The sequence below is a fragment of the Streptomyces sp. SLBN-31 genome, assembly GCF_006715395.1.
Lineage (GTDB): Bacteria > Actinomycetota > Actinomycetes > Streptomycetales > Streptomycetaceae > Streptomyces.
The window spans coordinates 3,611,863-3,635,343 of sequence record NZ_VFNC01000001.1 but is presented as its reverse complement, the minus strand read 5'-3'; the positions used below and the strand labels follow the sequence as shown (position 1 = coordinate 3,635,343).

At 70.7% G+C, this 23,481-nt stretch carries 26 protein-coding genes; 9 read left to right on the top strand and 17 right to left on the bottom strand.

Going from position 1 to position 23,481, the window contains the following annotated elements:
• The first annotated feature begins 119 nt into the window (after positions 1–119).
• Complete coding sequence (locus FBY22_RS16765) at positions 120–1,076, top strand: Tat pathway signal protein (RefSeq protein WP_142146424.1); 957 nt, start codon at positions 120–122, stop codon at positions 1,074–1,076.
• A 196-nt stretch (positions 1,077–1,272) separates the two neighbouring features.
• On the opposite strand, the gene FBY22_RS16760 is transcribed toward FBY22_RS16765, so the two are convergent.
• The 10 genes from FBY22_RS16760 to FBY22_RS16720 all read right to left on the bottom strand — a co-directional run bounded on the left by FBY22_RS16760 (position 1,273) and on the right by FBY22_RS16720 (position 8,011).
• On the bottom strand, positions 1,273–2,520 hold the full coding sequence (locus FBY22_RS16760) for an MFS transporter (RefSeq protein WP_142146423.1): 1,248 nt from the start codon (positions 2,518–2,520) through the stop codon (positions 1,273–1,275).
• Entirely contained in the window at positions 2,517–3,644 is a 1,128-nt protein-coding gene (locus tag FBY22_RS16755; protein WP_142146421.1) for a PLP-dependent cysteine synthase family protein, read from the bottom strand. Before FBY22_RS16755 ends, FBY22_RS16760 begins: the two co-directional genes overlap by 4 nt.
• 663 nt (positions 3,645–4,307) lie before the next feature.
• Complete coding sequence (locus tag FBY22_RS16750) at positions 4,308–4,952, bottom strand: class I SAM-dependent methyltransferase (protein WP_142146419.1); 645 nt, start codon at positions 4,950–4,952, stop codon at positions 4,308–4,310.
• 23 nt (positions 4,953–4,975) lie between these two features.
• Positions 4,976–5,116, bottom strand: a complete 141-nt coding sequence (locus tag FBY22_RS43875) for a hypothetical protein (RefSeq protein ID WP_160159884.1) — start codon at positions 5,114–5,116, stop codon at positions 4,976–4,978.
• Between the two features lie 8 nt (positions 5,117–5,124).
• Positions 5,125–5,331: a hypothetical protein gene (locus FBY22_RS16745; RefSeq protein ID WP_142146417.1), complete on the bottom strand. Its 207-nt coding sequence runs from the start codon at positions 5,329–5,331 to the stop codon at positions 5,125–5,127.
• A gap of 4 nt (positions 5,332–5,335) precedes the next feature.
• Complete coding sequence (locus FBY22_RS16740) at positions 5,336–6,421, bottom strand: cytochrome b N-terminal domain-containing protein (RefSeq protein WP_222127766.1); 1,086 nt, start codon at positions 6,419–6,421, stop codon at positions 5,336–5,338.
• Positions 6,418–7,008 carry a hypothetical protein gene (locus FBY22_RS16735; RefSeq protein WP_142146416.1) on the bottom strand — a complete coding sequence of 197 codons (591 nt, stop codon included), beginning with the start codon at positions 7,006–7,008 and terminating at the stop codon, positions 6,418–6,420. The genes FBY22_RS16740 and FBY22_RS16735 overlap by 4 nt, the downstream gene beginning before the upstream one ends.
• Position 7,009: 1 nt before the next feature.
• Positions 7,010–7,312 (bottom strand): hypothetical protein, encoded by a 303-nt coding sequence (locus tag FBY22_RS44925; RefSeq protein ID WP_260844880.1) that lies wholly within the window; start codon positions 7,310–7,312, stop codon positions 7,010–7,012.
• Positions 7,313–7,401: 89 nt separating this feature from the next.
• Positions 7,402–7,668, bottom strand: a complete 267-nt coding sequence (locus FBY22_RS16725; RefSeq protein WP_142146414.1) for a DUF2933 domain-containing protein — start codon at positions 7,666–7,668, stop codon at positions 7,402–7,404.
• 37 nt (positions 7,669–7,705) lie between these two features.
• Positions 7,706–8,011, bottom strand: a complete 306-nt coding sequence (locus FBY22_RS16720; protein WP_142147739.1) for an SHOCT domain-containing protein — start codon at positions 8,009–8,011, stop codon at positions 7,706–7,708.
• Between the two features lie 215 nt (positions 8,012–8,226).
• On the opposite strand from FBY22_RS16720, the gene FBY22_RS16715 reads away from it, so the two are divergent.
• From FBY22_RS16715 to FBY22_RS16700, 5 genes are all read left to right on the top strand, one after another.
• On the top strand, positions 8,227–11,037 hold the full coding sequence (locus FBY22_RS16715; protein ID WP_142146412.1) for a heavy metal translocating P-type ATPase: 2,811 nt from the start codon (positions 8,227–8,229) through the stop codon (positions 11,035–11,037).
• On the top strand, positions 11,034–11,360 hold the full coding sequence (locus FBY22_RS16710) for a metal-sensitive transcriptional regulator (RefSeq protein WP_142146411.1): 327 nt from the start codon (positions 11,034–11,036) through the stop codon (positions 11,358–11,360). Before FBY22_RS16715 ends, FBY22_RS16710 begins: the two co-directional genes overlap by 4 nt.
• Before the next feature lie 375 nt (positions 11,361–11,735).
• Entirely contained in the window at positions 11,736–11,909 is a 174-nt protein-coding gene (locus FBY22_RS43870; protein WP_160159883.1) for a hypothetical protein, read from the top strand.
• Between the two features lie 91 nt (positions 11,910–12,000).
• Entirely contained in the window at positions 12,001–13,629 is a 1,629-nt protein-coding gene (locus FBY22_RS16705) for a multicopper oxidase family protein (protein WP_142146409.1), read from the top strand.
• A 437-nt stretch (positions 13,630–14,066) separates the two neighbouring features.
• Positions 14,067–14,336 carry a phosphatase PAP2 family protein gene (locus FBY22_RS16700; RefSeq protein WP_160159882.1) on the top strand — a complete coding sequence of 90 codons (270 nt, stop codon included), beginning with the start codon at positions 14,067–14,069 and terminating at the stop codon, positions 14,334–14,336.
• A 120-nt stretch (positions 14,337–14,456) separates the two neighbouring features.
• Here FBY22_RS16700 and FBY22_RS16695 read toward each other — a convergent pair whose 3' ends face one another.
• Both FBY22_RS16695 and FBY22_RS16690 read right to left on the bottom strand, forming a co-directional pair.
• Positions 14,457–14,759 carry a hypothetical protein gene (locus FBY22_RS16695; protein ID WP_142146405.1) on the bottom strand — a complete coding sequence of 101 codons (303 nt, stop codon included), beginning with the start codon at positions 14,757–14,759 and terminating at the stop codon, positions 14,457–14,459.
• A 158-nt stretch (positions 14,760–14,917) separates the two neighbouring features.
• Positions 14,918–15,745 carry a helix-turn-helix transcriptional regulator gene (locus FBY22_RS16690; RefSeq protein ID WP_142146403.1) on the bottom strand — a complete coding sequence of 276 codons (828 nt, stop codon included), beginning with the start codon at positions 15,743–15,745 and terminating at the stop codon, positions 14,918–14,920.
• 402 nt (positions 15,746–16,147) lie between these two features.
• Between FBY22_RS16690 and FBY22_RS16685 the strand changes: the two genes are divergently transcribed.
• From FBY22_RS16685 to FBY22_RS16675, 3 genes are all read left to right on the top strand, one after another.
• Positions 16,148–16,885, top strand: coding sequence for an SDR family oxidoreductase (locus FBY22_RS16685; protein ID WP_142146401.1), 738 nt, complete (start codon positions 16,148–16,150; stop codon positions 16,883–16,885).
• 164 nt (positions 16,886–17,049) lie between these two features.
• Positions 17,050–17,622, top strand: coding sequence for a TetR/AcrR family transcriptional regulator (locus FBY22_RS16680; RefSeq protein ID WP_142146399.1), 573 nt, complete (start codon positions 17,050–17,052; stop codon positions 17,620–17,622).
• Between the two features lie 104 nt (positions 17,623–17,726).
• Positions 17,727–18,671, top strand: coding sequence for a zinc-dependent alcohol dehydrogenase family protein (locus FBY22_RS16675; RefSeq protein ID WP_260844879.1), 945 nt, complete (start codon positions 17,727–17,729; stop codon positions 18,669–18,671).
• Between the two features lie 41 nt (positions 18,672–18,712).
• Here the strand turns inward: FBY22_RS16675 and FBY22_RS16670 are convergent, their stop codons facing one another.
• The 5 genes from FBY22_RS16670 to FBY22_RS16650 form a co-directional block, all read right to left on the bottom strand.
• Positions 18,713–19,105 carry a helix-turn-helix domain-containing protein gene (locus FBY22_RS16670; RefSeq protein ID WP_142146396.1) on the bottom strand — a complete coding sequence of 131 codons (393 nt, stop codon included), beginning with the start codon at positions 19,103–19,105 and terminating at the stop codon, positions 18,713–18,715.
• Positions 19,106–19,592: 487 nt separating this feature from the next.
• Complete coding sequence (locus FBY22_RS16665; RefSeq protein ID WP_142146394.1) at positions 19,593–20,450, bottom strand: alpha/beta fold hydrolase; 858 nt, start codon at positions 20,448–20,450, stop codon at positions 19,593–19,595.
• Positions 20,451–20,476: 26 nt separating this feature from the next.
• Positions 20,477–20,989, bottom strand: coding sequence for a maleylpyruvate isomerase N-terminal domain-containing protein (locus FBY22_RS16660; protein ID WP_142146392.1), 513 nt, complete (start codon positions 20,987–20,989; stop codon positions 20,477–20,479).
• A 77-nt stretch (positions 20,990–21,066) separates the two neighbouring features.
• Complete coding sequence (locus FBY22_RS16655; protein ID WP_142146390.1) at positions 21,067–22,032, bottom strand: RNA polymerase subunit sigma-70; 966 nt, start codon at positions 22,030–22,032, stop codon at positions 21,067–21,069.
• Positions 22,022–23,467, bottom strand: a complete 1,446-nt coding sequence (locus FBY22_RS16650) for an MFS transporter (protein ID WP_142146388.1) — start codon at positions 23,465–23,467, stop codon at positions 22,022–22,024. Before FBY22_RS16650 ends, FBY22_RS16655 begins: the two co-directional genes overlap by 11 nt.
• Positions 23,468–23,481 lie beyond the last annotated feature (14 nt).

Below are 23,481 nucleotides of genomic sequence, written 5' to 3'. Positions count from 1 at the left end.
TACCGCCCTGCCCTACGCGCCTCCCCCGCCGCGCTGCCGCAGCCACCCTCCGTGCCGGCGGCTATGCCGCCGCGCAGGCAAACTCGCCGACTTCAGCAAGTCAGGAAGGTCGAGCGCACATGAACTCCTTTCCCAAGCCGGTCATCGACGCCATGGCCGACCGCGCCATGCGCCTGCACCACATGCTGTGGCACAGCACACGAGACTCGTGGGCCGATCTGACCACGGCGGAGAAGAAGGTCTTCAGCGACCACGGCTGGGTACCGCCCCGGCCGTCCCGCGGGCCGACAGACCCGGCCACCGGGGACAGGCCGGTGGAACTCGACAACAAGTCGGGCGAGGACTTCCTGTACATGCACCGGCAGATGATCGCCGAGGTCAACGGCATCCTGGCCGAGGTGGGCGATCCTCAACACCCGCACGTGCAGGGGTGGGTGACGATCCCGACGCCGGACGACCCGGACTTCCCCGTCCCGCCCGTCTACGAGCTGCCGGGCGACCCCGGCGGCACCCAGTTTCTCCTGGACGTGAAGTCGCAGGCGGAGTACGACCGGATACACGCGCTGGAGGCGCAGGTCACCGACCCGGCGGTACTGCGCCGGGTCACGCTCGGCCGCCTCGGCGCCTTCGTCGAGTTCTTCATCCACAACGCCCTGCACATGCGGTGGTCGGCACAGATGCCCGAATACCGGCCCGGCGGGGACGAGTTCAACGTCGACCCCAAGTGGGACGACTCCGCCTACAACTGGCTCGGCGACACCTACTCCTCCCACGTGAACCCGCTCTTCTGGAAGATCCACGGGTGGGTGGACGCCCGGATCGACGACTGGATGGCCGCCAACAACCTGCAAGGGCAGGTGCCCTGGAGCTTCCACCCGCCCTGGAGCGGGCCCATGGGCGGCCACGACCACGGACATCACCCGGTGGCCCATCTCGCACTGCGGGCCCGGCCGGGCAATGCCGAGGCCGAAGCCCTGCAGTCGCATCTGAGGGCCATGGAGACGACGGTCGAGGACGTGAAGTCGGCGGGCATCCCGGAACCGGCCCGCTTCCCCGTCCACAACGGCAACCTCTGACCGGCCGGCGCCCGGTCGGGTCAGGCAGCGTCCCTCTTCACCGCGAGGAAGCCGGCCGTCTGACCCGCCCGGGCCAAGCCGACGCCGCTGCCGTGGTCCGCCGCGCGCAGCACGGCCCCGGCGAGTGTCATCCGCCGGCCGACACGGTGACTGGCTTCGCGTCTGGGCGGCGAGCATCGCTGGGCCCCGCTGAGCGTCACCCCTGCACGGCCACCACGGTCGGCCTCGGCGTCAGATACCCGGCTCGGTTCAGCCGTGTCACCATCCCTGCGCACAGGAATCCCGTGGTGGCCAGCACTGCCCACGGCAGCCAGTGCACCCCGGTGTCGAAGAGTGCGCCGACGGCGAGGTTCCCAAGGGAGATCGCGATGCCCGATGCGGTGTTGTAGGCGCCGTAGTACGTGGCGACCAGCCGATCCCCGGAGAGCCGTACGACGGTGTCCATCTCGAAGGGGTAGAGCAGCGCCCCTCCCCAGGCGAGCAGGGCCGCGCAGAGCGTCAGGGCGCCCACGCCGACGACCGCGCCGTGCGACCCGGGCAGCAGTGGGACGAAGGCTGCCCCCATCGCCGTCAGTCCGTACACGATCGCGCGTGGTCCGGGCAGGTTCTCCTTCGCCCACGCGGTCAGCTTGAGCTGGCCCGAGAGCGCGGCCAGGGCTGATACGGAGAAGATCGCGCCGGTCACCAGCCCGGTCCGGTCGCCGAAGAGCTCGCGGGCCTGGAGTGGAAGGGCCAGATAGACCTGGAAGGCCAGGACGTAGGAGCCGCTCATCGCGGCGGCGAAGAGGACGAAGGGCCGATTGGTGGCGATGGTGCGCCAGTCGGCGGCCACCGCCCGCCAGATAGGCTCGGCACCTCGATCGGCCGGTGGGCGGACAGGCAGGGCGCGGGCCTGGAGGACGGCCAGCGTGCCGAAGATGAGCGCGGCTACCGTACAGACCACGGTGAAGTCCAAGGCCAGCAGGGCGAGTCCGGCGAGCGGGCCGATGAGGATGCCTGCCTGGTAGAAGACGTTGAAGGTGGCGAACGCCTCCACCCGACGCTCCTCACCGGCCTCCGCCGCCAGGTAGGCCCGTACGGCCGGGTTGAAGAGCGCGCCCGCCAGACCCGTCAGCGCCGAGGCGAGGATCAGGACGGGCAGGCTGGCCGCCGCCGCGAGCAGCCCGAAGGCGACCGTGCGCAGGGCGCACCCGGCGAGGATCATCGGCTTGCAGCCGTAGCGGTCGGCGAGAGTGCCGCCGACGAGGAACATGCCTTGTTGGGAGAGGTTGCGCACGCCCAGGACCAGGCCGACCGCCCAGGCCGCCAGCCCGAGGCCGTGGGCGAGATGGTCGGCGAGGTACGGCATCAGCATGTAGAAGCCGCAGTTGATGGCGAACTGGTTCACCATCAGCAGCCGGGCCGGCCGGTCGAAGGAGGCCACCTGTGCTCGAAGCCGCTTCACCGGACACCTGCCTGCGCCGTCGTCTTTCGCCCCAGCGGGTCCCGCACCCGGTTGCACCGGGTCCAGCCGGCTACCACGCGCTCGTCCGGCTCGGCGATCTCGTCCGGTTCCATGGGAGGGTCTTCGTCCAGGAGTTGGTGTTCACGGCACCAGGCGTCGTTGTAGACGGTCTCCAGATAGCGGTGCGGGCCGTCGGGAAAGATCGCAGCGATCCGCGTGCCGACGGGATACGTCCGCGCCGCCCACCCGGCCACCAGCGCCACCGCGCCGACGCTCCAGCCTCCGGTGGCGTAGTGACGCCGGGCGAGCCGGCGGCATGCCCACACCGCCTCGGCCGGGGCGACCCAGTGGACCTCTGTGAAGGCGTCGTAGTCGACGTTGCAGGGGTGGATGCTGGACCCCAGTCCCCGCATGAGACGAGGCCGGGCGGGCTGTCCGAAGATCGTGGAGCCGGTCGCGTCCACGCCGATGAGCCGCAGTTCGGGGGAGGACTCGCGCAGTCCCGCCGCGACGCCGGCCGAATGGCCGCCGGTGCCCACGGCTGCCACCAGGACGTCGATACGGCCGAGTTGCGCGAGGAGTTCGGCGGCCAGCGGGCGGTAGGCCGCGACGTTGTCGGGGTTGTGGTACTGGTCGGGACAGTAGGCGCCCGGGCCTTCGGCGAGGAGTTCGGCGACCCGCCGGCGGCGGGCCTCCTGCCAGCCGCCGTCGGTGTGCGGGGCGGTGACCTGGTCGACGCGCACGCCGAGTGCGGTGAGCAGCCGGAGCATCGAGGGCTCGATGCCGGGGTCGGTGACGACGGTGACGGGATGGCCGTATGTCAGCCCGGCCAGCGCGAGGCCCAGACCGAGGGTGCCGCTGGAGGACTCGACGATCGGTGCGCCGGGAGTAAGGGCCCCGCGGCGCCGTGCCTCGCGGACCATGTGCAGGCCTGGGCGGTCCTTGAGGCCGCCGGGGTTGGCGCCTTCCAGTTTGGCGTAGAAGCCGCGGCCTGGTGGGGCGAACGGCTCGTCGATCCACAGGACCGGAGTGTTGCCGACCAGGTGGGCGGGCCGACGGGCGATCAGGGGGTCGGGGGCGACGGCCCCGGCAGGGATGGGGGGTGCGAGCAGGGGGAGATCCATGGGCGTACGGCTCCTTCGCGTCCGCCGGTCGGGGCGGGCGCGGTGCTGGTGGTGCAGGGGCGCGGGGGCACGCCGAACCGGGGCCCGCCCCTCCCTGGGTGCGGGCCTGATCAGGGCGTGCGGGTCGTGCCTACTGCCTCCAGACGCAGTGCTGGACGCATGCGGATCGGCCGTGTGAGGGTGCGGAAGCGCTGTCTGCCGGGGCTGCGCGATCGGGGGACGGACTCGTGGCGGGCCGTTGAACGGCCGTCGACCCGACCGACTCTGGAGCGTGGGCTTGGAGGTCTGCATGGTCGCGGACACGGTCGACAACATGCTCGAGGGAATCGTCGAAGGCGTCATGACCGTGGCCGTGACGTGACCGATGGGTCACCGGTTCCGCGACCGCCGTCGATGCCGCGACGCCTACGGTGAGGGGCTTGCGCGGGCCGATGAAGCCCGGCCCGTGCAGGGCACCCACCAAGTGGGACGCCACGAGCACGATCAGCCCGATGAGCAGGACGGACGGTGCAGGACGGCGCAGGGCGCGGCTCCCGACCACCACACGAATCACACACAAACCGTAATCGATCGATCACATAGGATCACGCAGTGAGTGGCGGCGTGTTCCACGCCTCTGGATCTGCAGGGTCGGGAAGGAATCCGGGTCGCCGCACGGGACCGTCAAGGGCGTACCGCGGTCCCGATGATGTGCAGCGTGTTCGGTACGCACGGGGAGAAGGAGAAGGCGCACCGGTCGATCTCGGTGACAGTGAAGCCGGCGGCCCGGATGGCGGCTTCGGTGTTCCGGTTGGGGTGACAGCCACCGCCGGCCAGGCGCCACAGCGGGGTGATCGCGTCCTCCAGCAGGCCCGCCCACCGGTGCGGGGAGCGTACGTGCTCGTAGAAGCGCAACTGGCCGCCGGGCCGCAGGACTCGGGCGATCTCCGTCAGCGCGCCGGAGACGTCGGTGACCGAGCACAGCACGAGCGAGGCGACGACCGCGTCGAACTCTCCGTCCTCGGCCGCAAGTTCACTCGCATCACCTGGCACGACTGTGACGTGCACAGCGCTTGAGGTGGCGGCCTTCTCGGCGACGGCGCGGAGGGTGTCGTCGGGTTCGACGGCGACCACCTCGGTCACGGTGCCCGGGTAATGCGGGAAGTTGCGTCCCTGCCCGGCCCCGACCTCCAGGACACGGCCGGTCAGTCCGGCGAGCAGCCGGTCGCGATGGGCGGCACCGCCTCGCCGATCGGACTCGACGGCCATCTTCAGATACCGGCGGGCGAAGCGCGGATGCTGCAGTTCCTTGCGGCCGGTTGTGGTCATGTGTCCTCCTTCGCGGTGGAACGTCAGTGGTCGCCTGGCGGCAGGGGGCGCGCAGCGGGGACGGTGATCCGGCGGCGCTGCGGCCGGGCCACGCGCCGGTAGCTCTTCTCGATCCCGGTGGCCGTCAGGACCGGCGGGGCCTGGAGGACGGTGGCGGCGGTCATGGCTGCTCCTAGGGATGCGGCGGCGTCGATGACCGCAGGAGGTGCCTCAACACCCGGAAGAGCAGGGCTCCGCTGACGAAGAGCAGGAGCAGGCCGGCGGCGACCGTGATGTCGGCTGCCGTGGAGGCCGGGGCGGCGAGGGCCTGGGCGGTGCCGCCGGCGGCGAGGACGGCGACGGCGGTCAGGGTCCACAGGCTGACCTGGGCGCGCGACATGGTGTCAGCCTCCCATCAGGTGCTGGGCCGGGGTCGTGACGGCCTCCAGGATCGTCAGGACGATCAGGAAGGCGATCACGGCGGCCCCGAGGATCATCGCGACCGGGCGGCGGCGCCAGTGACGTTCCGGACCTCGGTCGATGAACGGCAGGGCGATCAGCAGGGCGAAGAGGATGCCGGCCCCCCAGACGATGCCGGACAGGCCGATCCAGTTCTCCAGAGTGAACAGCCACCAGTACATCCACGGTGGCTTGGTGACCTCGATGCCCTCCACCGGCGTCGAGCCGATGCCCGGGGGAAAGACGATCGCGAGCACGGACAGGACGGACAGCAGGATCAATCCGAGGGCGCCGATACGGCGCAAGTGATGGGTGAACGGCTCGAACGGCTCACCGGTCTCCGTGGGATTGTCCGGACGCGATGAGATCCTGTGCCGTTTGACCAGCAGGGCATGCAGCACCAGCAGGCCGAGGATCAGCATCGGGATCATCGACACATGGGCGACGTACAGACGTATCAGCAGGGGGACCTGGCCGGAGAAGTCCGAGTGGAACCAGAAGCCCATGCCGCCCAACAGCTTGCCGATCTCGAGGTTGTGACTCAGGGCCTCGTAGCCCTCCTGGTCCCACTTCAGCACGGTGCCGGTGAACATGGCACCGATGATCAGGGCGAACATGCCCACGCCGATGAGGTAGTTGCCCTCGCGGGGCCGCTTGTAAGAACCGGTGATGTAGATCCGCAGCAGGTGCAGGATCGCCAGAACGTACATCGCCTCGGCGGCCCAGTAGTGCAGGCCGCGCAGGTACTTGCCGAGATAGACGCCGTTGACGAGGTGGCGTACGGAGGCGTTCGCGAAGGCCGGGTCGGGGTTGTAGAACTGGGCCATCACGACGCCGGTGGCGATAAGGATCAGCAGGCTGACGGCGGTCAGGCCGCCGAGGCTGTAGCCGACGGTGTTGGCGTGGGAGGGCACGGGGTATTCGATGGCCTTGATACCCAGGCGCTCGTCGACGGCGTCCATGAAGTGTCGTGTCCGGCCGGCCCGTTCGGGGTGTTGCGGCTCGGTCGGCGCCGGCTGCATGCGGGTCATGACGTGCCTCCCGCGGATGTCGCCTGCCCATGAACGTGGTGCGGGCGGATGCGGATGGCGAGGGCGACGCCCGCGGCTCCTACGGCCGCACTGCCGGCCAGCAGAGCCCAGTCCCCGGCGTGCAGCGCCCCGCGGCCGGGCAGCGGGTCGGCGACGACGAGCGTGCCCGTTTCGGTGCCAGTGATCGGCAGCGGGCTGGTGATCGGCAGTGGGTCGGCGGGCGTGGTGGCCAGACGGGCGCCGATGGACCGCTCCAGCAGGATGCGGGTGGCGGTGACGTCGCCGGACTTGAACGCCCGCTGTGCCTTGCGCACATAGGCCAGGTCGACGTGTGAGGTGTCCTTGGCCTCCAGCGAGTCGTTGATCTTGTCCTCGATGTCCATGGAGTCGTTCGGTTTGGTCACCAGATAGGCGATGCCCTGCCGTACGAGGTCGAAGGCGCGCTCACTCTCCTCGCCGCCGTGCGCGAACGCCGCCGAGCCGGAGAGGCTGAGCAGACCCGCGGTGAGCAGACCGGCCGCGGCCGCGCGTGCAGCCGCTCTGGGGCGCCGCGAACGTGCGGCGGACGATGCGGAGTCGGAGTACACGTCAGCCTCCGAAGATGTGGACGGGGCACCGGGGGTGCTCCTCCCGCGTGGCGCTGTGAAGAGAACGAGGCGTACGCGAGGTGGTGTGGCGGCGCGGTACGAAGCGCGGGGTGCGGGCGGCGTAGACGGCCGTCAGCGGGGTGCCGTACATCTCTGTGAACAGGGCGACGAGGAAGGCGCTGCGGGCGCCCCTCGCCCGCCGATCGCGTCTGGTTGTGGGGTGGAAGAAGCTCGCGGCGAAGGCGATGAGCAGCATGGTGTTCAGGATGACCAGTGGCCACAACCCGTAGGCGGCGTCAGCCATGACGGCCTCCTCGGTGTGCACTTGTGTGCGGGAAGGGCCGCGGGACCGGGGGCAGGCATGCTCCCGGTCCGCGACCCGTTGGGGGCCGGTCAGGTCCGGCCGGCGTCGTAGGGCGGCCGGTCGTGCTTGGTGAGCAGATCGTCCTGGGTACGGGGCTCGTGGGATGTGCCGTGGCCGGCGTGCGCCTCACCACCACCATGGATGCCGCGCATCATGAAGAACATCATCAGCGGGCAGGAGAGCGCGATCGCCAGGACGAAGAGCGTGCCCACCGGCAGGCCGAGGGCCAGGGCGCCGACCACGGCTATGGCCGCGGCGACGGCGTACAGGCCGTAGTTGCGTTGATTGGTGTTCATCGCGGACCTCCTTCAAGGCACGCCCGTCATGTTTCCCTCAGTTCTTGCTGAGCCGGGGGCCGGTGCCGCCGCGCAGCACGCTGAGCTTGCGGTGGTATTCGTCCTCATCGATCTCGCCGCGGGCGAACCGCTCACCGAGCAGCTGCTCGGCGGTGGGCGCGGGGGCGGTCGGCGGGAAGGAGCCGGTGGGCGGGGAGCTCACGAACGGCTGCGAACCACTCGGCCGGGACAGGGCTCGGTAGAGGACGACACCGAATCCGATGATCAACGCCCAGAAGAGGATCATGCCGGCTGACATCGCGAACCAGCCCCATCCGCTGACGTCGTGGTTGTACCAGAACATCATCGTCACTCACCTGCTTCGGCTTGTCAGCAGCCGGGGGCGCAGAGGCTCCCGGAGGGGATTTTTTTTCGCCTCTACCGGCATAGTGACGCTGCCTGGCCTGCCGGGGAGGGGCCGAACGGTCCCCGACCGGTGGGCCATTCAGCCCCTACCTCGTAGGGGTACCCGGTCGGAGGCTGGAAGGGAATCGACCGACCTGGGAGGCGAACGAGTCCATGACTGCCGTTGACATCGTGGTCGTTGTGGCGTCGGCCGTACTGATCGCCGCTCTGGGCCGGTACTTCTTCGGACCGCGCCGGGCCGGGTCAGCGCGGCTGGAAGGCGGCGTGCAGCGGGTGGAGGTCACCGTCCGGGGCGGCTACAGCCCTGATGTGATCAAGGTCCGCCAGGGCGTGCCGGTGGAGCTGGTCTTCGACCGGCAGGAGGCCGGCGAGTGCACCTCGCGCGTGGTCTTCCCCGACCTCAAGGTCGGCGCGGGGCTTCCGGCCCACAGCCGCACCACCGTGCGGGTCATCCCGGACAGGCCCGGCTCCTACGGCTTCGCCTGCGGAATGAACATGATCCACGGCACGCTGGTGGTCGAACCGGCGGAGGGCACGGGCGGCTCCGCCCCGCCTGCTCCGGGCGGGCACGGCGCCACCACTCCTCCTGCTGCTCCCGCTGTTTCCACCGGCGGCGGGCAACAGGCCGGCGAGGGACGGACGGCGGCCGAGGCAGAGGCCGCGGACGCAGCCGAGCGGCAGACGGAGATCAAGGACCTCACCCGCAGGGTGCTGACAGGAGCGGTGCTCACCGCCCCGGTGCTGTTCGCGGTGATGGCCCACGAACTCTTCGGTGCCGACTGGGTGCCGGGCTGGATGCTGAACCACTGGCTGCAGCTGGCGCTGATCACGCCGGTGATGTTCTACACCGGGTGGCCCATCCATGTGACGGGCTGGCTGACCCTGCGCCACCGGGCCGCCGACATGAACTCCCTCATCACGCTCGGCACCAGCGCCGCCTACGGCTACAGCCTGCTGGTCACCCTCGCCCCCGGCCTGCTTCCGCAGGACGTGCGGGAGGTCTACTTCGAAGCCGTCGGCGTCATCCTGACCCTCATCCTGCTCGGGCGGCTGCTCGAGGCCCGCGCGAAGGCCGGCACCGGCGAGGCCATCCGCGCCCTGCTGGGCCTGCAGGCCCGCACCGCCCGCGTCGTGCGGAACGGAACCGAGACCGAGATCCCCATCGGCGACGTCGCGGTGGGAGACGAGATCGTCGTCCGGCCAGGGGAGAAGATCCCCGTCGACGCCGAGGTTCTCGCCGGTTCCTCCGCGGTGGACGAGTCGATGGTCACCGGCGAACCGATGCCGGTGACCAAGCGCAGCGGCGACAAGGTCGTCGGGGCCACCGTCAATGGCACCGGGTCCCTGCGGGTACGGACGGCCAAGGTCGGCGCGGACACCATGCTGGCCCAGATCATCCGCCTGGTGCAGCAGGCCCAGGCCTCCAAGGCACCCATCCAGCGGCTCGCCGACGCCGTCGCGGCGTACTTCGTGCCCGCGGTCATCGCCATCGCGTTCGCGACCTTCGCCATCTGGTTCGCCTTCGGGCCTTCGCCCGCACTGACCCTCGCGCTGGTGTCCGCGGTCGCGGTGCTGATCATCGCCTGCCCGTGCGCGCTCGGCCTCGCAACGCCGCTGTCCGTGATGGTGGGTACCGGCAAGGGGGCGCAGGCCGGCATCCTGATCCGCTCCGCCGAAGCCCTGGAGACCGCTCACAAGTTGGACACCGTGGTGCTGGACAAGACCGGCACCGTCACCGAGGGCAAGCCCGTCCTGACCGACGTCCATCCGGCTGACGGGTTCGACGAGGACGAACTCCTGCGGATGGTGGCCGCGGCCGAGGCCGACAGCGAACACCCCCTCGCCCAGGCCGTCGTCACCGGCGTCCGCGGCCGCGGCCTGCACCCGCCCGCGGCGACCGGCTTCGACTCGGTCACCGGCAAGGGCGTCCAGGCCACCGTCGACGGCCGCGCCGTCCTGGTCGGCACCGCCCGCCTCCTCACCGACGTCGGGATCGACACCACCGCGCTCGTCCCCCTGGCCGCCGCCTACGCGGGCGAGGGCAAGACCCCCGTGCTCGCGGCCGTCGACGGACGTCCCGCGGGCGTGCTGGCGGTCGCCGACACCGTCAAGGACGACTCCGCCTCCGCCATTTTCGCCCTGCGGCGCCTCGGCATCGAGGTCGTCATCCTCACCGGTGACAACGCCCGCACCGCCGCGGCGGTCGCCGCTCAGGTGGGCGTGGAACGGGTGCTGGCCGAGGTGCTGCCCGAGCACAAGGCCGACGAGATCCGCCGCCTCCAGGGCGAAGGCCGCAGCGTCGGCATGGTCGGCGACGGCATCAACGACGCCCCCGCGCTGGCCGCCGCCGACGTCGGCCTGGCCATCGGCACCGGCACCGACGTCGCCATCGAAGCCGCCGACATCACGCTGATCTCCGGCTCGCTGAGCGGCGTGGTCACCGCGATCCGCCTGTCGCGGGCCGCCATGCGCAACATCCGGCAGAACCTGTTCTTCGCCCTCGTCTACAACGCCGTCGGCATCCCCCTCGCAGCCGGTGCCCTCTACCCCCTGTGGGGCATCCGGCTCAGCCCGATCATCGCCGCCGCGGCCATGGCGCTCAGCTCCCTGTCGGTCGTCACCAACGCCTCACGGCTGCGCCGCTGGCACGCCCAGCCCCTGCCCGCGGCCCGGCCCGTCCGCGTGCAGCCCCGCGTCGAGTCCGCTGCCGACCGAGCCGGCGCCGACGACAGCGCCCTGCGCGCCACCCCCGCACACCGCCAATGTGAGGACCGCGGGAAAACGGCCGCGGACCCGGTGTGCGGCATGCGGGTGGACCCCGCGGCAGCCGCGGAACACCGGCAAACCGAACACGGCACCTACTCCTTCTGCTCCGCCCACTGCGCCGCCGCCTTCGACGCCGACCCGGACCGCTACACCGCCTCCGCCCCCGACGGCACACCCCAGGGAGGCCAACACTCATGAACACCACCCCGGCCACCCACCACCCCTCCCACGACCACCCGGCCCCCGGCTACGCCGCCCACAAGAGCGACCACCTCAACCGCCTGGGCAAGATCGAAGGCCAGATACGCGGCATCTCCCGCATGGTCACCGACGACCGCTACTGCATCGACGTCCTCACCCAGATCACCGCCGCCAGCCGCGCACTGCAGGAAGTCGCCCTCGGCCTCCTCGACGACCACGTACGCGGCTGCGTCGCCGACGCCGCCCGCACCGATGCCGCGCAAGCCGAGGAGAAGTACGCGGAACTCAACGACACCCTGCGCCGGGCGCTGCGCCTGTAGAAACCTCGAGGAGAGATCTCCGCTCGCCGTATTACCCCCCTGGGGTAAATTGGCGGCGACAGGCCGGCCCGAGCACGGACGGAAGCCATGGCGACAGTCGATCACCGAAGGGGCGCCGCCCCCGGCGCCACACCGAGGTGGATACGTGCTGCCCTCGTGGCGGTGGTGGCGATACTCGCTGTTCTCGTCCATCACGAAACAGCCGCGGCGATCACCCATATTCCGCCTCCGTCAGCCTCGGAGTCAGTCAGCCTGGCGGGCATGCGGCACTCGACCACGGCGAGCTTGCCCATGCACATGGGCGGGCGCCCCATGACCCCCGGCGCGACGACACCTCTGGCATCCGACGACAACGGGGCATGCTCCGTTACGGCCATGCAGCACTGTTCCGCCGCCGGCATCGACACCATGAAGCTCGCCCCTCCCCACCAGCCCTTCACTGGCCAGGCCCCGGGCATGCACCCCGGCCCGGCCGTGGGGCAGGCCGTAGCGGCAACGACGGGCCGGGCGCCACCGGATCTCTCCGTCCTCTCCCGATTCCTGCTGTAGGCCGCCGGCCACGGCTGCGCACCTTCACACGTGCGCCCGGCCGTGCCCGCACGCGACCGAACAGAAGCGAATCGAGACAAGGACACCCCCTGTGAACAGCATGAACCGCCGCTCCGTCCTGCTGACCGGGCTCGGCATCGCGGGCGCCGGCGCGCTCGCCGCCTGCAGCGGCTCCGCCGGCGCCCCTGCCCTGATCAGCCCCTCCGGATCGGCCGTCGCCACTACCGACAAGAAGCGCACCCACAGCGGCAGGACACACGAACTGACCCTGACCGCAGCCTCGGCCAAGGTCGACCTGGGCGCCGGAATCACGGCCAGTACCTGGGCCTTCAGCGGCCGGACACCGGGCAAGGAACTGCGCGTCTCGGCCGGCGACGCGCTGGCCGCCACCCTGTCCAACCAGTTGCCCGGCCGGGCCACCACCTCCGTCCACTGGCACGGCATCGCCCTGCGCAACGACATGGACGGCGTGCCGCCGGCCACCCAGACGGCCGTACGCGCGGGACGCAACTTCACGTACCGGTTCACCGCCGACACCCCCGGTACCTACTTCTTCCACCCCCACGTCGGGGCCCAGCTCGACCGCGGGCTGTACGCGCCGCTGATCGTGGAGGACCCGAAGGAGCCCCTGTCGTACGACGAGGAGTGGGTGGTCGTCCTCGACGACTGGCTCGACGGCGTCACCGGTACCCCCGACGACGCCTTCGCCGAGTTGCGCCACGGCATGGACGGGATGCACATGGGCAACGACTCCAGCAGCCCGTCCAGCTCCAACGGCCACGACATGGGCGACATGGGCGGCATGGACATGAGCGGCGGCATGGACGGCATGAGCGGGTCACCCTCCACGTCCGCCCCGTCCTCCGGCGGGGACATGGGCATGAAGTTCATGCTGATGGGCGCGCAGAGCCCACTACTGGGGGGCGACGCCGGCGACGTCAAGTACCCCTACCACCTGGTCAACGGCCGCGTGCCGGCAGACCCGCAGGTCTTCAGCGCCAAGCCCGGCAAGCGGGTTCGGCTGCGCCTGATCAACGCCGGCGGCGACACCGCCTACCGTGTCGCGCTCGGGGGCCACCAGCTCACCATCACCCACACCGACGGCTTCCCCGTGCGGCACCAGCAGGTCGACGCCCTGCTGATCGGCATGGGCGAACGCTACGACGTCCTGGTCACCCTGAGCGACGGCGTCTTCCCCCTGGTGGCGCTGGCGGAGGGAAAGAACGCCACCGGCCTGGCCGTCATCCGCACCGGCTCCGGCAGCACCCCGACCGCGACCGTCCGCCCGAAGGAACTGGACGGCATGCTCATGGCCGCCGCGCAGCTGCGCGCCGCGGACGATGTCCGGCTGGCGTCGAAGAAGGCCGACCGGGTCCACCGCATCGAGCTGACCGGCTCGATGATGACCTACAACTGGGCCATCAACGGACGCCGGTTCGACATGAACAACCCGGCCGCGCATCCCATCACCGTGGAAGAGGGCCAGCGGGTCCGACTCGACTTCGTCAACACCACCACCATGTGGCACCCGATGCACCTGCACGGCCACACCTACCAGCTCGGTGCCGGCGGGCCCCGCAAGGACACCACCATCGTCCTGCCGAAGAAGACCGTGTCCGTGTTCTTCGACGCCGACAACCCCGGACAGTGGATGCTGCACTGCCACAACGCGTATCACGGTGAGGCAGGCATGATGGCGCTGGTCGCCTACCAGGGCTGATCCCTGCACACATCACCCGCGCCGGCTTTGTCTCGGCGCGGGCTGGTGCCACGGACACCAAGTACGCGACGCGGACCACGCGCCCAGCCCGGCGACGCGACCCTCCACCCTGGGTGGAGGGTCGCGTCGCCGGGCTGGGCACCGTCGCCACCGTCGCGGGTGAAGAACTCCGCAGCGCTGTGGGCGCGTTCGAGAGTCAGGAACACGTAACGTAGCGACCCCGGCGGTGTACGAAGGTACAGGCAGCCGACGTCGTCACCGGCCGGCGGGAAAGCCGAAGTCCTCCCCGAAGACCGCGGCGACGACGGCCCCATTGCCGCAGTGGCCGAGCAGCGGGCCCGGGAGGGGCGGGGCCGTGTGCCCGCCGTACGTCACCGCTGTCCGGGCCCGATCGACGGTGCCGCTCAGCAGGGCACGTCGAGGGTGACGGTCGTGCCGTGCCCGGTGTTGGCGGCGTGTGCGGTGCCGCCGTGGGCCGTGGCCACGCCCCCTACTCCTACCCCTCCCGCCACGCCGCCCGCTCGGCCGCGGCCGTCACCTTCCTCAGCGCGCTCTTCCCCCATCGCGCCCAGGACTACGAGTGGATGCGCTCCGAAGTCCTCTATTCCCGCCTCTACATGGCCGGCCACCTCTCCAGCGACCTCACCGCCGGCACTCTCCTGGGCGACCTCATCGGGGACTACGCGCTCGCCACCAGCGGCCACTGAAGCAAGCCACGCCATGGTTGACCTCGACCACCTTTGCGCCGTCGGAGCGTGGTCGGAGTGGGCATCCCATCCATACCGCCCCGGGGGCATGGCGATCTCTCCTTCTTGGTAGGAGGCACGTCACTCCACGTGCTGGAGCACCGTGGTGAACTGCCAGTCGACAGTGCTGTGATCGATCGCTTCGTGAACCGGAGAGTCGCCCATCTCTGCGGTGATCCCGGCGGCTCCCGCGCGGGCGTGCTCCAGGCTGTCGTAGGCGACGATGTCGAGGATCGTTCCGTCTTCTTGCACGACGATGCGGCGCCACTGGAAACCGGGCCGGCGCTTGAGGTAGTCGTTGATGTCCGCGTTGGCCGCGACGAAGTCGTCCGGCGTCAGGCCGGGGGCGGGTCGCAACCTGGTCACTTCCAGGATCTCGGCCATCGTGTGGGGGTCCCTTCTCGTGGTGTGTTGTCGTGGCTCGCCGACGTGACCGGCGCGGGCCCCTGCAGCATGCGTACCGGTCAGCAGGCGAGAAGGCAGTGCCTTCTTGGGTGTGCGGCACCCCAGAAGCGGCTGTGGTCCCTGCCCCGCGTGGATGGTCAGGCGGGGTTCGCCATGGAGGCCAGATAGGCGATGGCCCCTTCGCTTCGACTTCCGGGCTCGGGGCTGCCGACGAGCAGCTGTTGTCCAGGAGCGTCGACCACGTCGAAGGTCTGGTAGGTCAGTTCGATGCGCCCGACTTCGGGGTGTACGAACACCTTGAAGGCCCGGGTGAGGCTTCCGACATTGTGGTCGGCCCACAGCGAGCGGAACTCTCCGGAAACAGCGCTGAGTTCAGCCACGATCTGGGCGATACCCGTGTCGTTCGGGAACCGCCCCGCGTTCAGCCGCAGTGCGTGGATGGTGCTGCGCTGCAGCAACTCCCATTCCGTGAATACCGTCTTCGCCTGAGGGTGGGTGAAGAGGATGCGGGGCATGTTCCGCTCGTTCCCGAACGGCGACAGCAGTGCGTCGGCGATGGGGTTGGTCGCGAGGACATCGAAGGCCGGCCCGAGTACGTAGGCCGCCGCCTGGGGGAAGGCTTCCAGCAGGTTCAGGAGCGAGGGGTGCACGAGATCCCTCGGGCCGTCCGACGTGAGGCGGGGGTTGAGTCCCGCCAGGCGGTACAGGTGTTCGCGCGCGTCGGGGGCGAGGCGAAGGGCTCGCCCGATGGCACCGATCACCTGCGCGGAGGGATTGCGCTCACGCCCTTGCTCGAGGCGGGCGTAGTAGTCGGCACTGACCCCGGCGAGCACGGCGACCTCTTCACGCCGGAGGCCACGGACGCGTCGCCCGGAGACCCCGCCGGCGAGTCCGACGTCGGCCGGCTCCACGCGCGCGCGGCCGGCGCGGAGAAAGGCGCCGAGCTCGTTGTCGTGTGCCGCCATGACATCGATCCTAGCCGCGCTCGCTGGTGTCGCTGTTCGGTGAGTCGACACGGTCAAGGGCCTGGTCATGAGTGATCTCCTGCCGGGTGGTCGCGGTGGCGTGCCGATCACGCCGTCGATGAAGGGTTCGGCGGTGAGCCGGGCGAGGGCATGCCGTCCGTCGGCGTCACCGTCAATCGCCCCCGTCCCGATTGCCTCCGAGCGGTGGCCTCGCAGGGGCGCCTTCGAATGCCGGCGGACGCCACGAACCGGCATCCCCAGCATGCGCCGACGCGCTGCGCCGAGGAACGGAGCGTCAACCCAGGTGTCCTGCACCCAGGCTCGTGCTTCCTTCCTGCTCCCGGCGCCGGGCGGCCAAATGGATGGAGCGGCGGACGCCGCCGAACAGCCGAGGGAGCACACATGACCACGTCAGCAGAGCCGAAGACAGTCCTCATCACGGGCGCCAGCAGCGGCATCGGTGAGGCCACCGCCCGCCGACTGGCCCAGCTCGGCCACCACGTGCTCCTCGGCGCCCGCCGAGCCGAGCGCCTGGCCTCACTCGCCGAGGAACTGCGCGACGGCGGGGCGTCCGTCGCCCACCGCGAGCTGGACGTGACCAGCCTCCGCTCCGTGGAGGCGTTCGCCGCCGCCGGCAGGGAGGAGTACGGCCGTATCGATGTGCTGATCAACAACGCGGGAGTGATGCCGCTGTCACCGATTGCCGATCTGCGGATTGCCGAGTGGGAGCAGATGATCGACGTCAATCTGCGCGGCGTGCTCTTCGGCATCGCCGCCGTGCTGCCGCAGATGCGACGGCAGGGCCGTGGGCACATCGTCAATGTGTCCTCGGTGTCCGGACACCGGGTCGACCCGACCGCCGCTGTCTACAGCGCCACCAAGTTCGCCGTGGCGGCCCTGTCCGAAGGGCTGCGGCAGGAGAGCAGGGACGTCCGCGTCACTGTCGTCAGCCCCGGATTCACGCGGAGTGAGCTGACCGACCGCGGTGGCTCGGCAGAGGCCCAGGCAGCCGCACGAGCGGCGGCCGAACAGCTGGCGATCCCGGCGTCGGCCATCGCCGATGCCATCGCCTTCGCGATAGACCAGCCGGCGAACGTGGACGTGAACGAGCTGATCGTGCGGCCCACCGCGCAGGGCTGACCAGCGGCGCCGGGTACCGCGGCGCTCGCGCCTGACAGACGCGGCTCCGGGACGCGCGGACCGTCTTGCTCCAGCGCTGCCTCGGCTCGCGTTGCAGGTCCGCCTCTGCCGACTTGCCACCCTTAATCAGACAGACTAGTCTGTCTGATTAAGGAGGTACGGTGATGGTGACGCGGGTCAGGAAGACGAAGTCCGAGGAGAGGATCCTCAACGCGGCGGCCGAGCTGTTCCACGCCAACGGGCTGCGCGGAGTCGGCGTCGATCAGGTCATCGCGGCGGCAGGCATCGCCAAGGCGACGCTGTACGCACACTTCCGGACAAAGGACGAGCTCGTCGCGGCGTACCTGCGCAGGACGGACGACTCCTGGATGGCACAGATGCAGGACGCCGCCGCTCGGAGCGGGGACGACCCCCGCGAGCAGCTCGTCGCCCTGTTCGACGCGCTCACGGACGCCTTCGATCGGCATGGCTTCTTCGGCTGCCCATTCGTCAGCGCCGCAGTCGAGGCGGACCTCGACTCGGAGGCGCGGGCCATCACTGTGCAGCACACCCAGCGCCGTCAGGCGTGGCTGACCGAGCTGTGCGAGCAGGCCGGCGCGGACGTCCCCGGCGCGCTCGCCCGGCACATCGGCCTGCTCATCGACGGCGCCCTGGCCTCCGGGCGCCTGCTCCAGGACCCCGTCGTCGTGGAGGAGGCGAAGTCCGCGGCGCGCCTGCTCGTGTACGCCCGCAGCTGACCGCCTCCGGTGCATCGCCGCGCCGGGCCCACACCCATACAGCACGACAGGAAAAGAGGCGCAGTCATGCGCGCAGTGGTTCTCCATGAATTCGACACCCCCTGGTGCTGGGCGAGATCGACAAGCCCACCGCCGGTCCGGGCCAGGTACTGGTCAGGATCAAGGCCAGTGGTGTCAACCCGCTGGACACCAAGATTCGGGCCGGTAAGGCCGCCCACGCCCAGCGCACCCTGCCGGCCGTCCTCGGCCTGGACCTCGCCGGCGTCGTCGAGGAGGTGGGCCCCGGCGTCCACGACTTCGCGCCCGGCGACGAGGTCTTCGGCATGACCGGTGGCGTCGGCGATGTGCAGGGCTCGCTCGCCGAGTACGCGGCCGTCGACGCCCGCCTGATCGCCCGCAAGCCGGCCGCACTCACCATGCGGGAGGCCGCGGCCCTTCCCCTGGTCGTCATCACGGCCTGGGAGGGCCTGGTCGACCGGGCCGGGGTCCACGCGGGGCAGAAGGTCCTCATCCACGGTGGGGCCGGCGGCATCGGCCATGTGGCCGTACAGATCGCCCGGGCCCGCGGCGCCGAGGTCTTCGCCACGGCCTCGCCCTCACGCCTGAAGGTCGTCGAAAGCCTGGGAGCCGTCCCGATCGACTACACCAGTACGACCGTGGAGGAGTACGTCGCCGAGCACACCGGAGGCGAGGGCTTCGACATCGTCTTCGACACCGTCGGCGGTTCCGTGCTCGACGCCTCCTTCACGGCGGTACGCACCTACACGGGGCACGTCGTGAGCGCGCTGGGCTGGGGAACCCACAGCATCGCGCCCCTGTCCTTCCGAGGGGCGACCTACTCCGGCGTCTTCACCCTGCTCCCCCTGCTGACCGGGCGCGGGCGAGAGCACCACGGCGAGATCATGCGCGAGGCGGCCGCGCTCGCCGAGGCCGGCTCGCTCACGCCCCTGCTCGACTCCGGGCACTTCACCCTCGACGACGTCGCCGCAGCCCACGCCGCCATCGAGAACGGCACCGCGCAGGGCAAGGTCGTGATCGAGGTCAGCTGAACGGCGCAGAAGCCGCGGGGCCATGGGAACCTGGGCGCAGGCTAGGCCGTCGACGTGCCGGGGCGTGCGTCGTACCTGGCGCGGGCAGAGTCGATGTCTCCCAGGTGCATGATGCTCCACTCCAGCAGGGGCGCTGTGGCCTGGCGGAGGGTCTTGCCCATCGGAGTGAGTTCGTAACTGACGTGCGGCGGCATGACGTTGTGGACGGTACGCGTGAGGATTCCGTCGCGTTCCAGGCCGCGCAGGGTGACGGTCAGCATGCGCTGGCTGATTCCGTCGATCGCCCGCTTGAGTTCGGTGAAGCGGCGCGGTCCCTGGCTGAGGTTGCGTACCACCAGCAACGACCACTTGTCGCCAACGATGTCGAGTACTTGACGGGTACGGCATGGATCCTCTTGCCGTACCGGCCCCGACTCGCTGTCGGTTGTGCTCATGGTTACCTCCAGGGAACCGGGGCACCGAAATGTGCCTTATTGCTGGATGCATACAGGTGCACCACGATGAAGACGGTTCTCAAAGAGTACCGAGGCACAAAGAGGAACCGATGCGTTCCCGCGCCTCCTTGCTCAACTCAGCCGAGGCGGCCGAGGAGCCATGTGACAGCCCAGCGGACAAACGTGCCGAGTGCGGCGGCCAGCGCGACCTTGCCCGCCCTGCCCGCGATACGGCGTACCCTCCCAGAAGCGCGCCCGGGTTCCTTCATCGAGATTCCCCATTCAGTGAACAGTTGGAAACTGACCACTCAGGCTAAAGGGGGACGCGCAAGTAGCCTCCGGTTGGACCCAACTCAACTACCCGGTCTTTATTGGGGAGTTCCCACAATTTCGGCGGGGAAGCAGGTTTGCGCTGGTGACTCCGTTGTCGACCGCGGTCAGGAAGAGCGAGAGCAGCAGGCGGCGATCGAACCGTGGAGAATGTACGTCACGGCTTCGCGTGCTCGACCAGCCACTCCAGCGCCGTGACCGCGCTGTTCAGTACCGAGAGGTGTCCATCGTCCGGGCGGAGCCAGAGGGTCGAGCCGGGGGTGCGGTCGGCGAGCCAGCGGGCGTGGGTGCTCGGTGCGATGCGGTCCTGGCCGCCGTGGAGCAGGAGCAGCGGGCAGGTGATGGTCGCGGGATCGGCGCCCCAGGGGTGGACGTAGGCCAGGTCGTCGTCGATCAGTCCGCCGGGGCCGTCGGCCAGGGCCGGGGTCACGACCTCCTCGAACCAGGACCAGTCCCCGGTGAGTGCGGCGTGGTCGGCCGCGGTGAACATGGCGGGGTCGTAGACGGCCTCCTCCTCGTGGCGCGCCTTTCTCTCGCGGCCCGCGGCCGCCGCGGTCAGGGAGGCTCGGCCGGAGTCGTTCATCCCGGCGAACCAGTCGAGCCCTTCCGCGTCGTAGGGTGCCAGGCCGGCCACGCTCACCGCGCCGAGTACCCGCTGCGGCAGCAGGGCCGCGCAGGCCAGGGCGTGCGGACCGCCGCCGGAGTGACCCAGGACGGCGAAGCGCTCGATGTCCAGGGCGTCGGCGATCACGCGGACGTCGGCGGCGGCCGACGCGATGCTCCTGCCGGGCAGGGGCGTGGAACCGTCGTAGCCGGGGCGGTCGTAGGAGATCCAGTGGATGCCGAGGTGCCGGGAGGCGGGCAGCAGGGGCGCGGGCGGGCTGCCCAGGTTGGGTGTGCCGTGGTGCCAGAAGACCGTCAGTCGGGCCGGGCCGTCATCCGCGCCGGTGTCGTAGACGTGCAGTCGGCGGCCGTCGGGGGTCTGGAGGTCGGTTTCCGAGAGGGTGGGGTTCATGGGGCGTGGATCGTCCTGTCCGGGTCTCAGGGGGCGGGCTCGGCGTGTCGGCCGAAGAGGGCCAGCAGTCGGGCGGTGGGGTGGTCGGGACGGGGCGGCGGCAAGGGAGAGGCGAACAGGTCGGTGCGGTCCACGCCGTCGAGGACCAGGGGTGCGGAGCCGAGCAGCGCGTCGACCAGGGTCGGCGGGAGGCGGGTGCGGCACCCGGTGGCCTGGTTGATGTCCCAGGCGTGCAGGGCGAGTTCGTAACTTGCCAACAGTGCAGCCCAGCGGACGCCGGCGCGGTCCCGGGGAAGGTCCCGCACGGCGAGCCGCAGGTGGTGCAGCTCGTGTCGGGCCGGCCCGCAGCCGGGCTGCGGCGGAGGTCCGGGAGGCAGGCCGGTGAGGAGTTCACGAGTCGCGGCGGTGGAGTCGGTGAGGTGCCGCACCAGGGTGGCGAGGTTCCAGCGGGTGCAGGGGGTGGGTGTGGCCGGGTCGGCGAGGGCGGCCCGGTGCAGGGTGTCCAGTGCGGCGCCGCTTGCCTGGTGGAGCAGATCCAACGGGTGTGGCCCAGGCGGTTTTTGTGGTCCGGGCGTCATCAACTGCGGTTGGAGCGGGCCCGGGAGGCGTCGGGAGTTCACACGCTCGCTCCCCTCAGCACGTCCGGGACGCCGAAGTGCGGGAACAACTCGGGGTGCAGGAAGACCACGACCCTCGAGACCTGACCGCCCTGCGTCTCCAGTACCTCGATGGCGTGCGCCCGCATGTCGCCGCCCGCGTCCTCCATGTACACGGCCATCGCCGGACAGCCGTTGGCCCACAGGGGCACGGCACGTCGCGGCTTGCTGAAGACGCGGCGCGTCCAGTGGTCGCACACGGCTTCCCGCCCGCGGAACCAGGTGGCGATCGGCGGCATCTCGTACGTGACGCCGCTGCGCAGCAGTTCGGCCAGCCGCCGGGTGTCGGCGGCCTCGAACGCCTCCAGGTAGCGGCGCAGCACCTCCTCGTCCACCTCGGGGTCGGGGCGGATGTCGTCCTCGGCGGGCGGGTCGGCGGCCAGTGCGGCACGTGCGCGTTGCAGCAGGCTGCGGCAGGCGTTGACGGAGGTGCCGAGGAACTCGGCGGCCTCGGCGATCCGGAAGCCGACCACGTCGACGAGCAGCAGTGCGGCACGCTGCCGGGCGGGCAGCCGTTGGAAGGCGGCCACCAGCGCGAGCCGGGTGCTGGCGCGCAGGACCGTGACCTCCGAGGGGTCCTGCGCGTGTGCCGTGCGCCCGGGAGTCGGCAGCGGGGTGAGCCACGCGACCTCGTCGGCGTGCACTAGGTCCGCGCCCCCGTCCTCCGCGGCCGTGCCCAGACCCGAGGGCAGCACCCTGCGGTGGGTGCCGGCCAGCTCCGACAGACAGGCGTTGGTGGCGATCCGGTACAGCCAGGTGCGCAGGGAGGAGCGGCCGTCGAAACGGTCGTACCCGCGCCAGCCGCGCAGCAGTGTCTCCTGGACCAGGTCCTCGGCGTCGTGCACCGAGCCGAGCATCCGGTAGCAGTGGGCGAGCAGCTCGTGCCGGTAGGAGGCGGCGAGGGCGGTGAAGTCGTCAGTGGGCACCGAGTTCCTCCTGTACGGGCCGGTCGGCGCCGTCGCCGAGCGGTGCGGCCGGGCGAGGACGGCCGGGTGCGAGCAGCCCGCACGCGGCGCCGGTGAAGGCCAGGGCGGCGCCGACGATCATGGCCCCGGAGAAGCCGTCCGCGAAGGCGAGCGGGGAGTCCTCGCCGCCCACCGAGCCGAAGACCGCCGCCATGACGGCGATGCCAAGGGCTCCGCCGAGCTGGCGCACGGTGTTGAACATGCCAGCGGCCTTGCCCATCAGGGCCGGGGGTACGGCGGTCATGACGGCCGTCTGCTGGGCCGGCATGGCCATCGAGGTACCCACCCCGGACAGAACGAGCGCGGCCACGGAGGCGCCGTACCCCTGGTGCTGGTGGGCGTTGACGCCGATCCACAGCATCCCCGCGCCCTGGAGGAACAGCCCCGCGCAGATCAGGGTGCGCGGACCGATCCGGTCCTGCAGCCGGCCCGCGACCGGGGCGACGAAGAACAGCGTCGCGGTCCACGGCAGGAACCTCAGCCCCGCGCCCAGCGGCGAATGGCCGAGGGCGACCTGGAGGTACTGCGCCAGGAAGAAGACGGTGCCGAACAGGGAGGCGGTCAGCAGCAGCGTCGAGAGGTTGCCCGCGGCGAAGGCCGACTGCCGCAGCAGACGGGTGGGCAGCATGGGGTGCTCGGCTGTCGCCTGGCGTACGGCGAAGGCCGCCAGGGTGACCAGGCCGGCCACCAGGGTGCCCAACACCTCCGCGCTGTCCCAGCCCGCGGACCCGGACCGCACCAGTGCCCACACCAGGGCGAACATCGAGCCGGCCGCGAGCACGATGCCGAGGACGTCGGGAGCGGCGGGCCGACCGGTGTGCTCCGTGAGCACCGAGCGGGCGATGGGGACCACGACCGCGATGACCGGGACGTTGATCCAGAAGATCCACTGCCAGGCGAGCCCCTCGGCCACGGCGCCGCCGACCAGCGGGCCGCCGACGACGGCGAGGCCCATCACGGCCGCGTAGACACCCATGACGGCTCCGCGTTGGCGGGGCGGGGTGGCCTCGGTGAGCAGCGCCAGCGCGGCCGGCGACAGCAGGGCGGCCGCGGCACCCTGGACGGCGCGGGCCGCGATCAGGACGCCCGTCGTGGGGGCGAGGGCGCAGGCCGCTGAGGCGGCGGCGAACAGCAGCAGGCCCGACAGGTAGGCCCGCTTGCGGCCGATCCGGTCGCCGAACTCGGCCGCCGGGATGAGCAGGGCGGCGAACCCGAGCCCGAACGCGTTGACGGTCCACTCCAGTTCGGCCATGGATGCGCCCAGGTCCTGCCGGATGGTGTTCAGCGCGGTGGCGACGACCAGCTGGTCCAGGGCGACGATGAGCCCGGCCACAGCGGTCAGGGCCAGGACCCAGCGCAGCGCCGGTGGCCTGCCGGGGGCGGCGGATGTGGTCATGGGGAGTCCTTCCG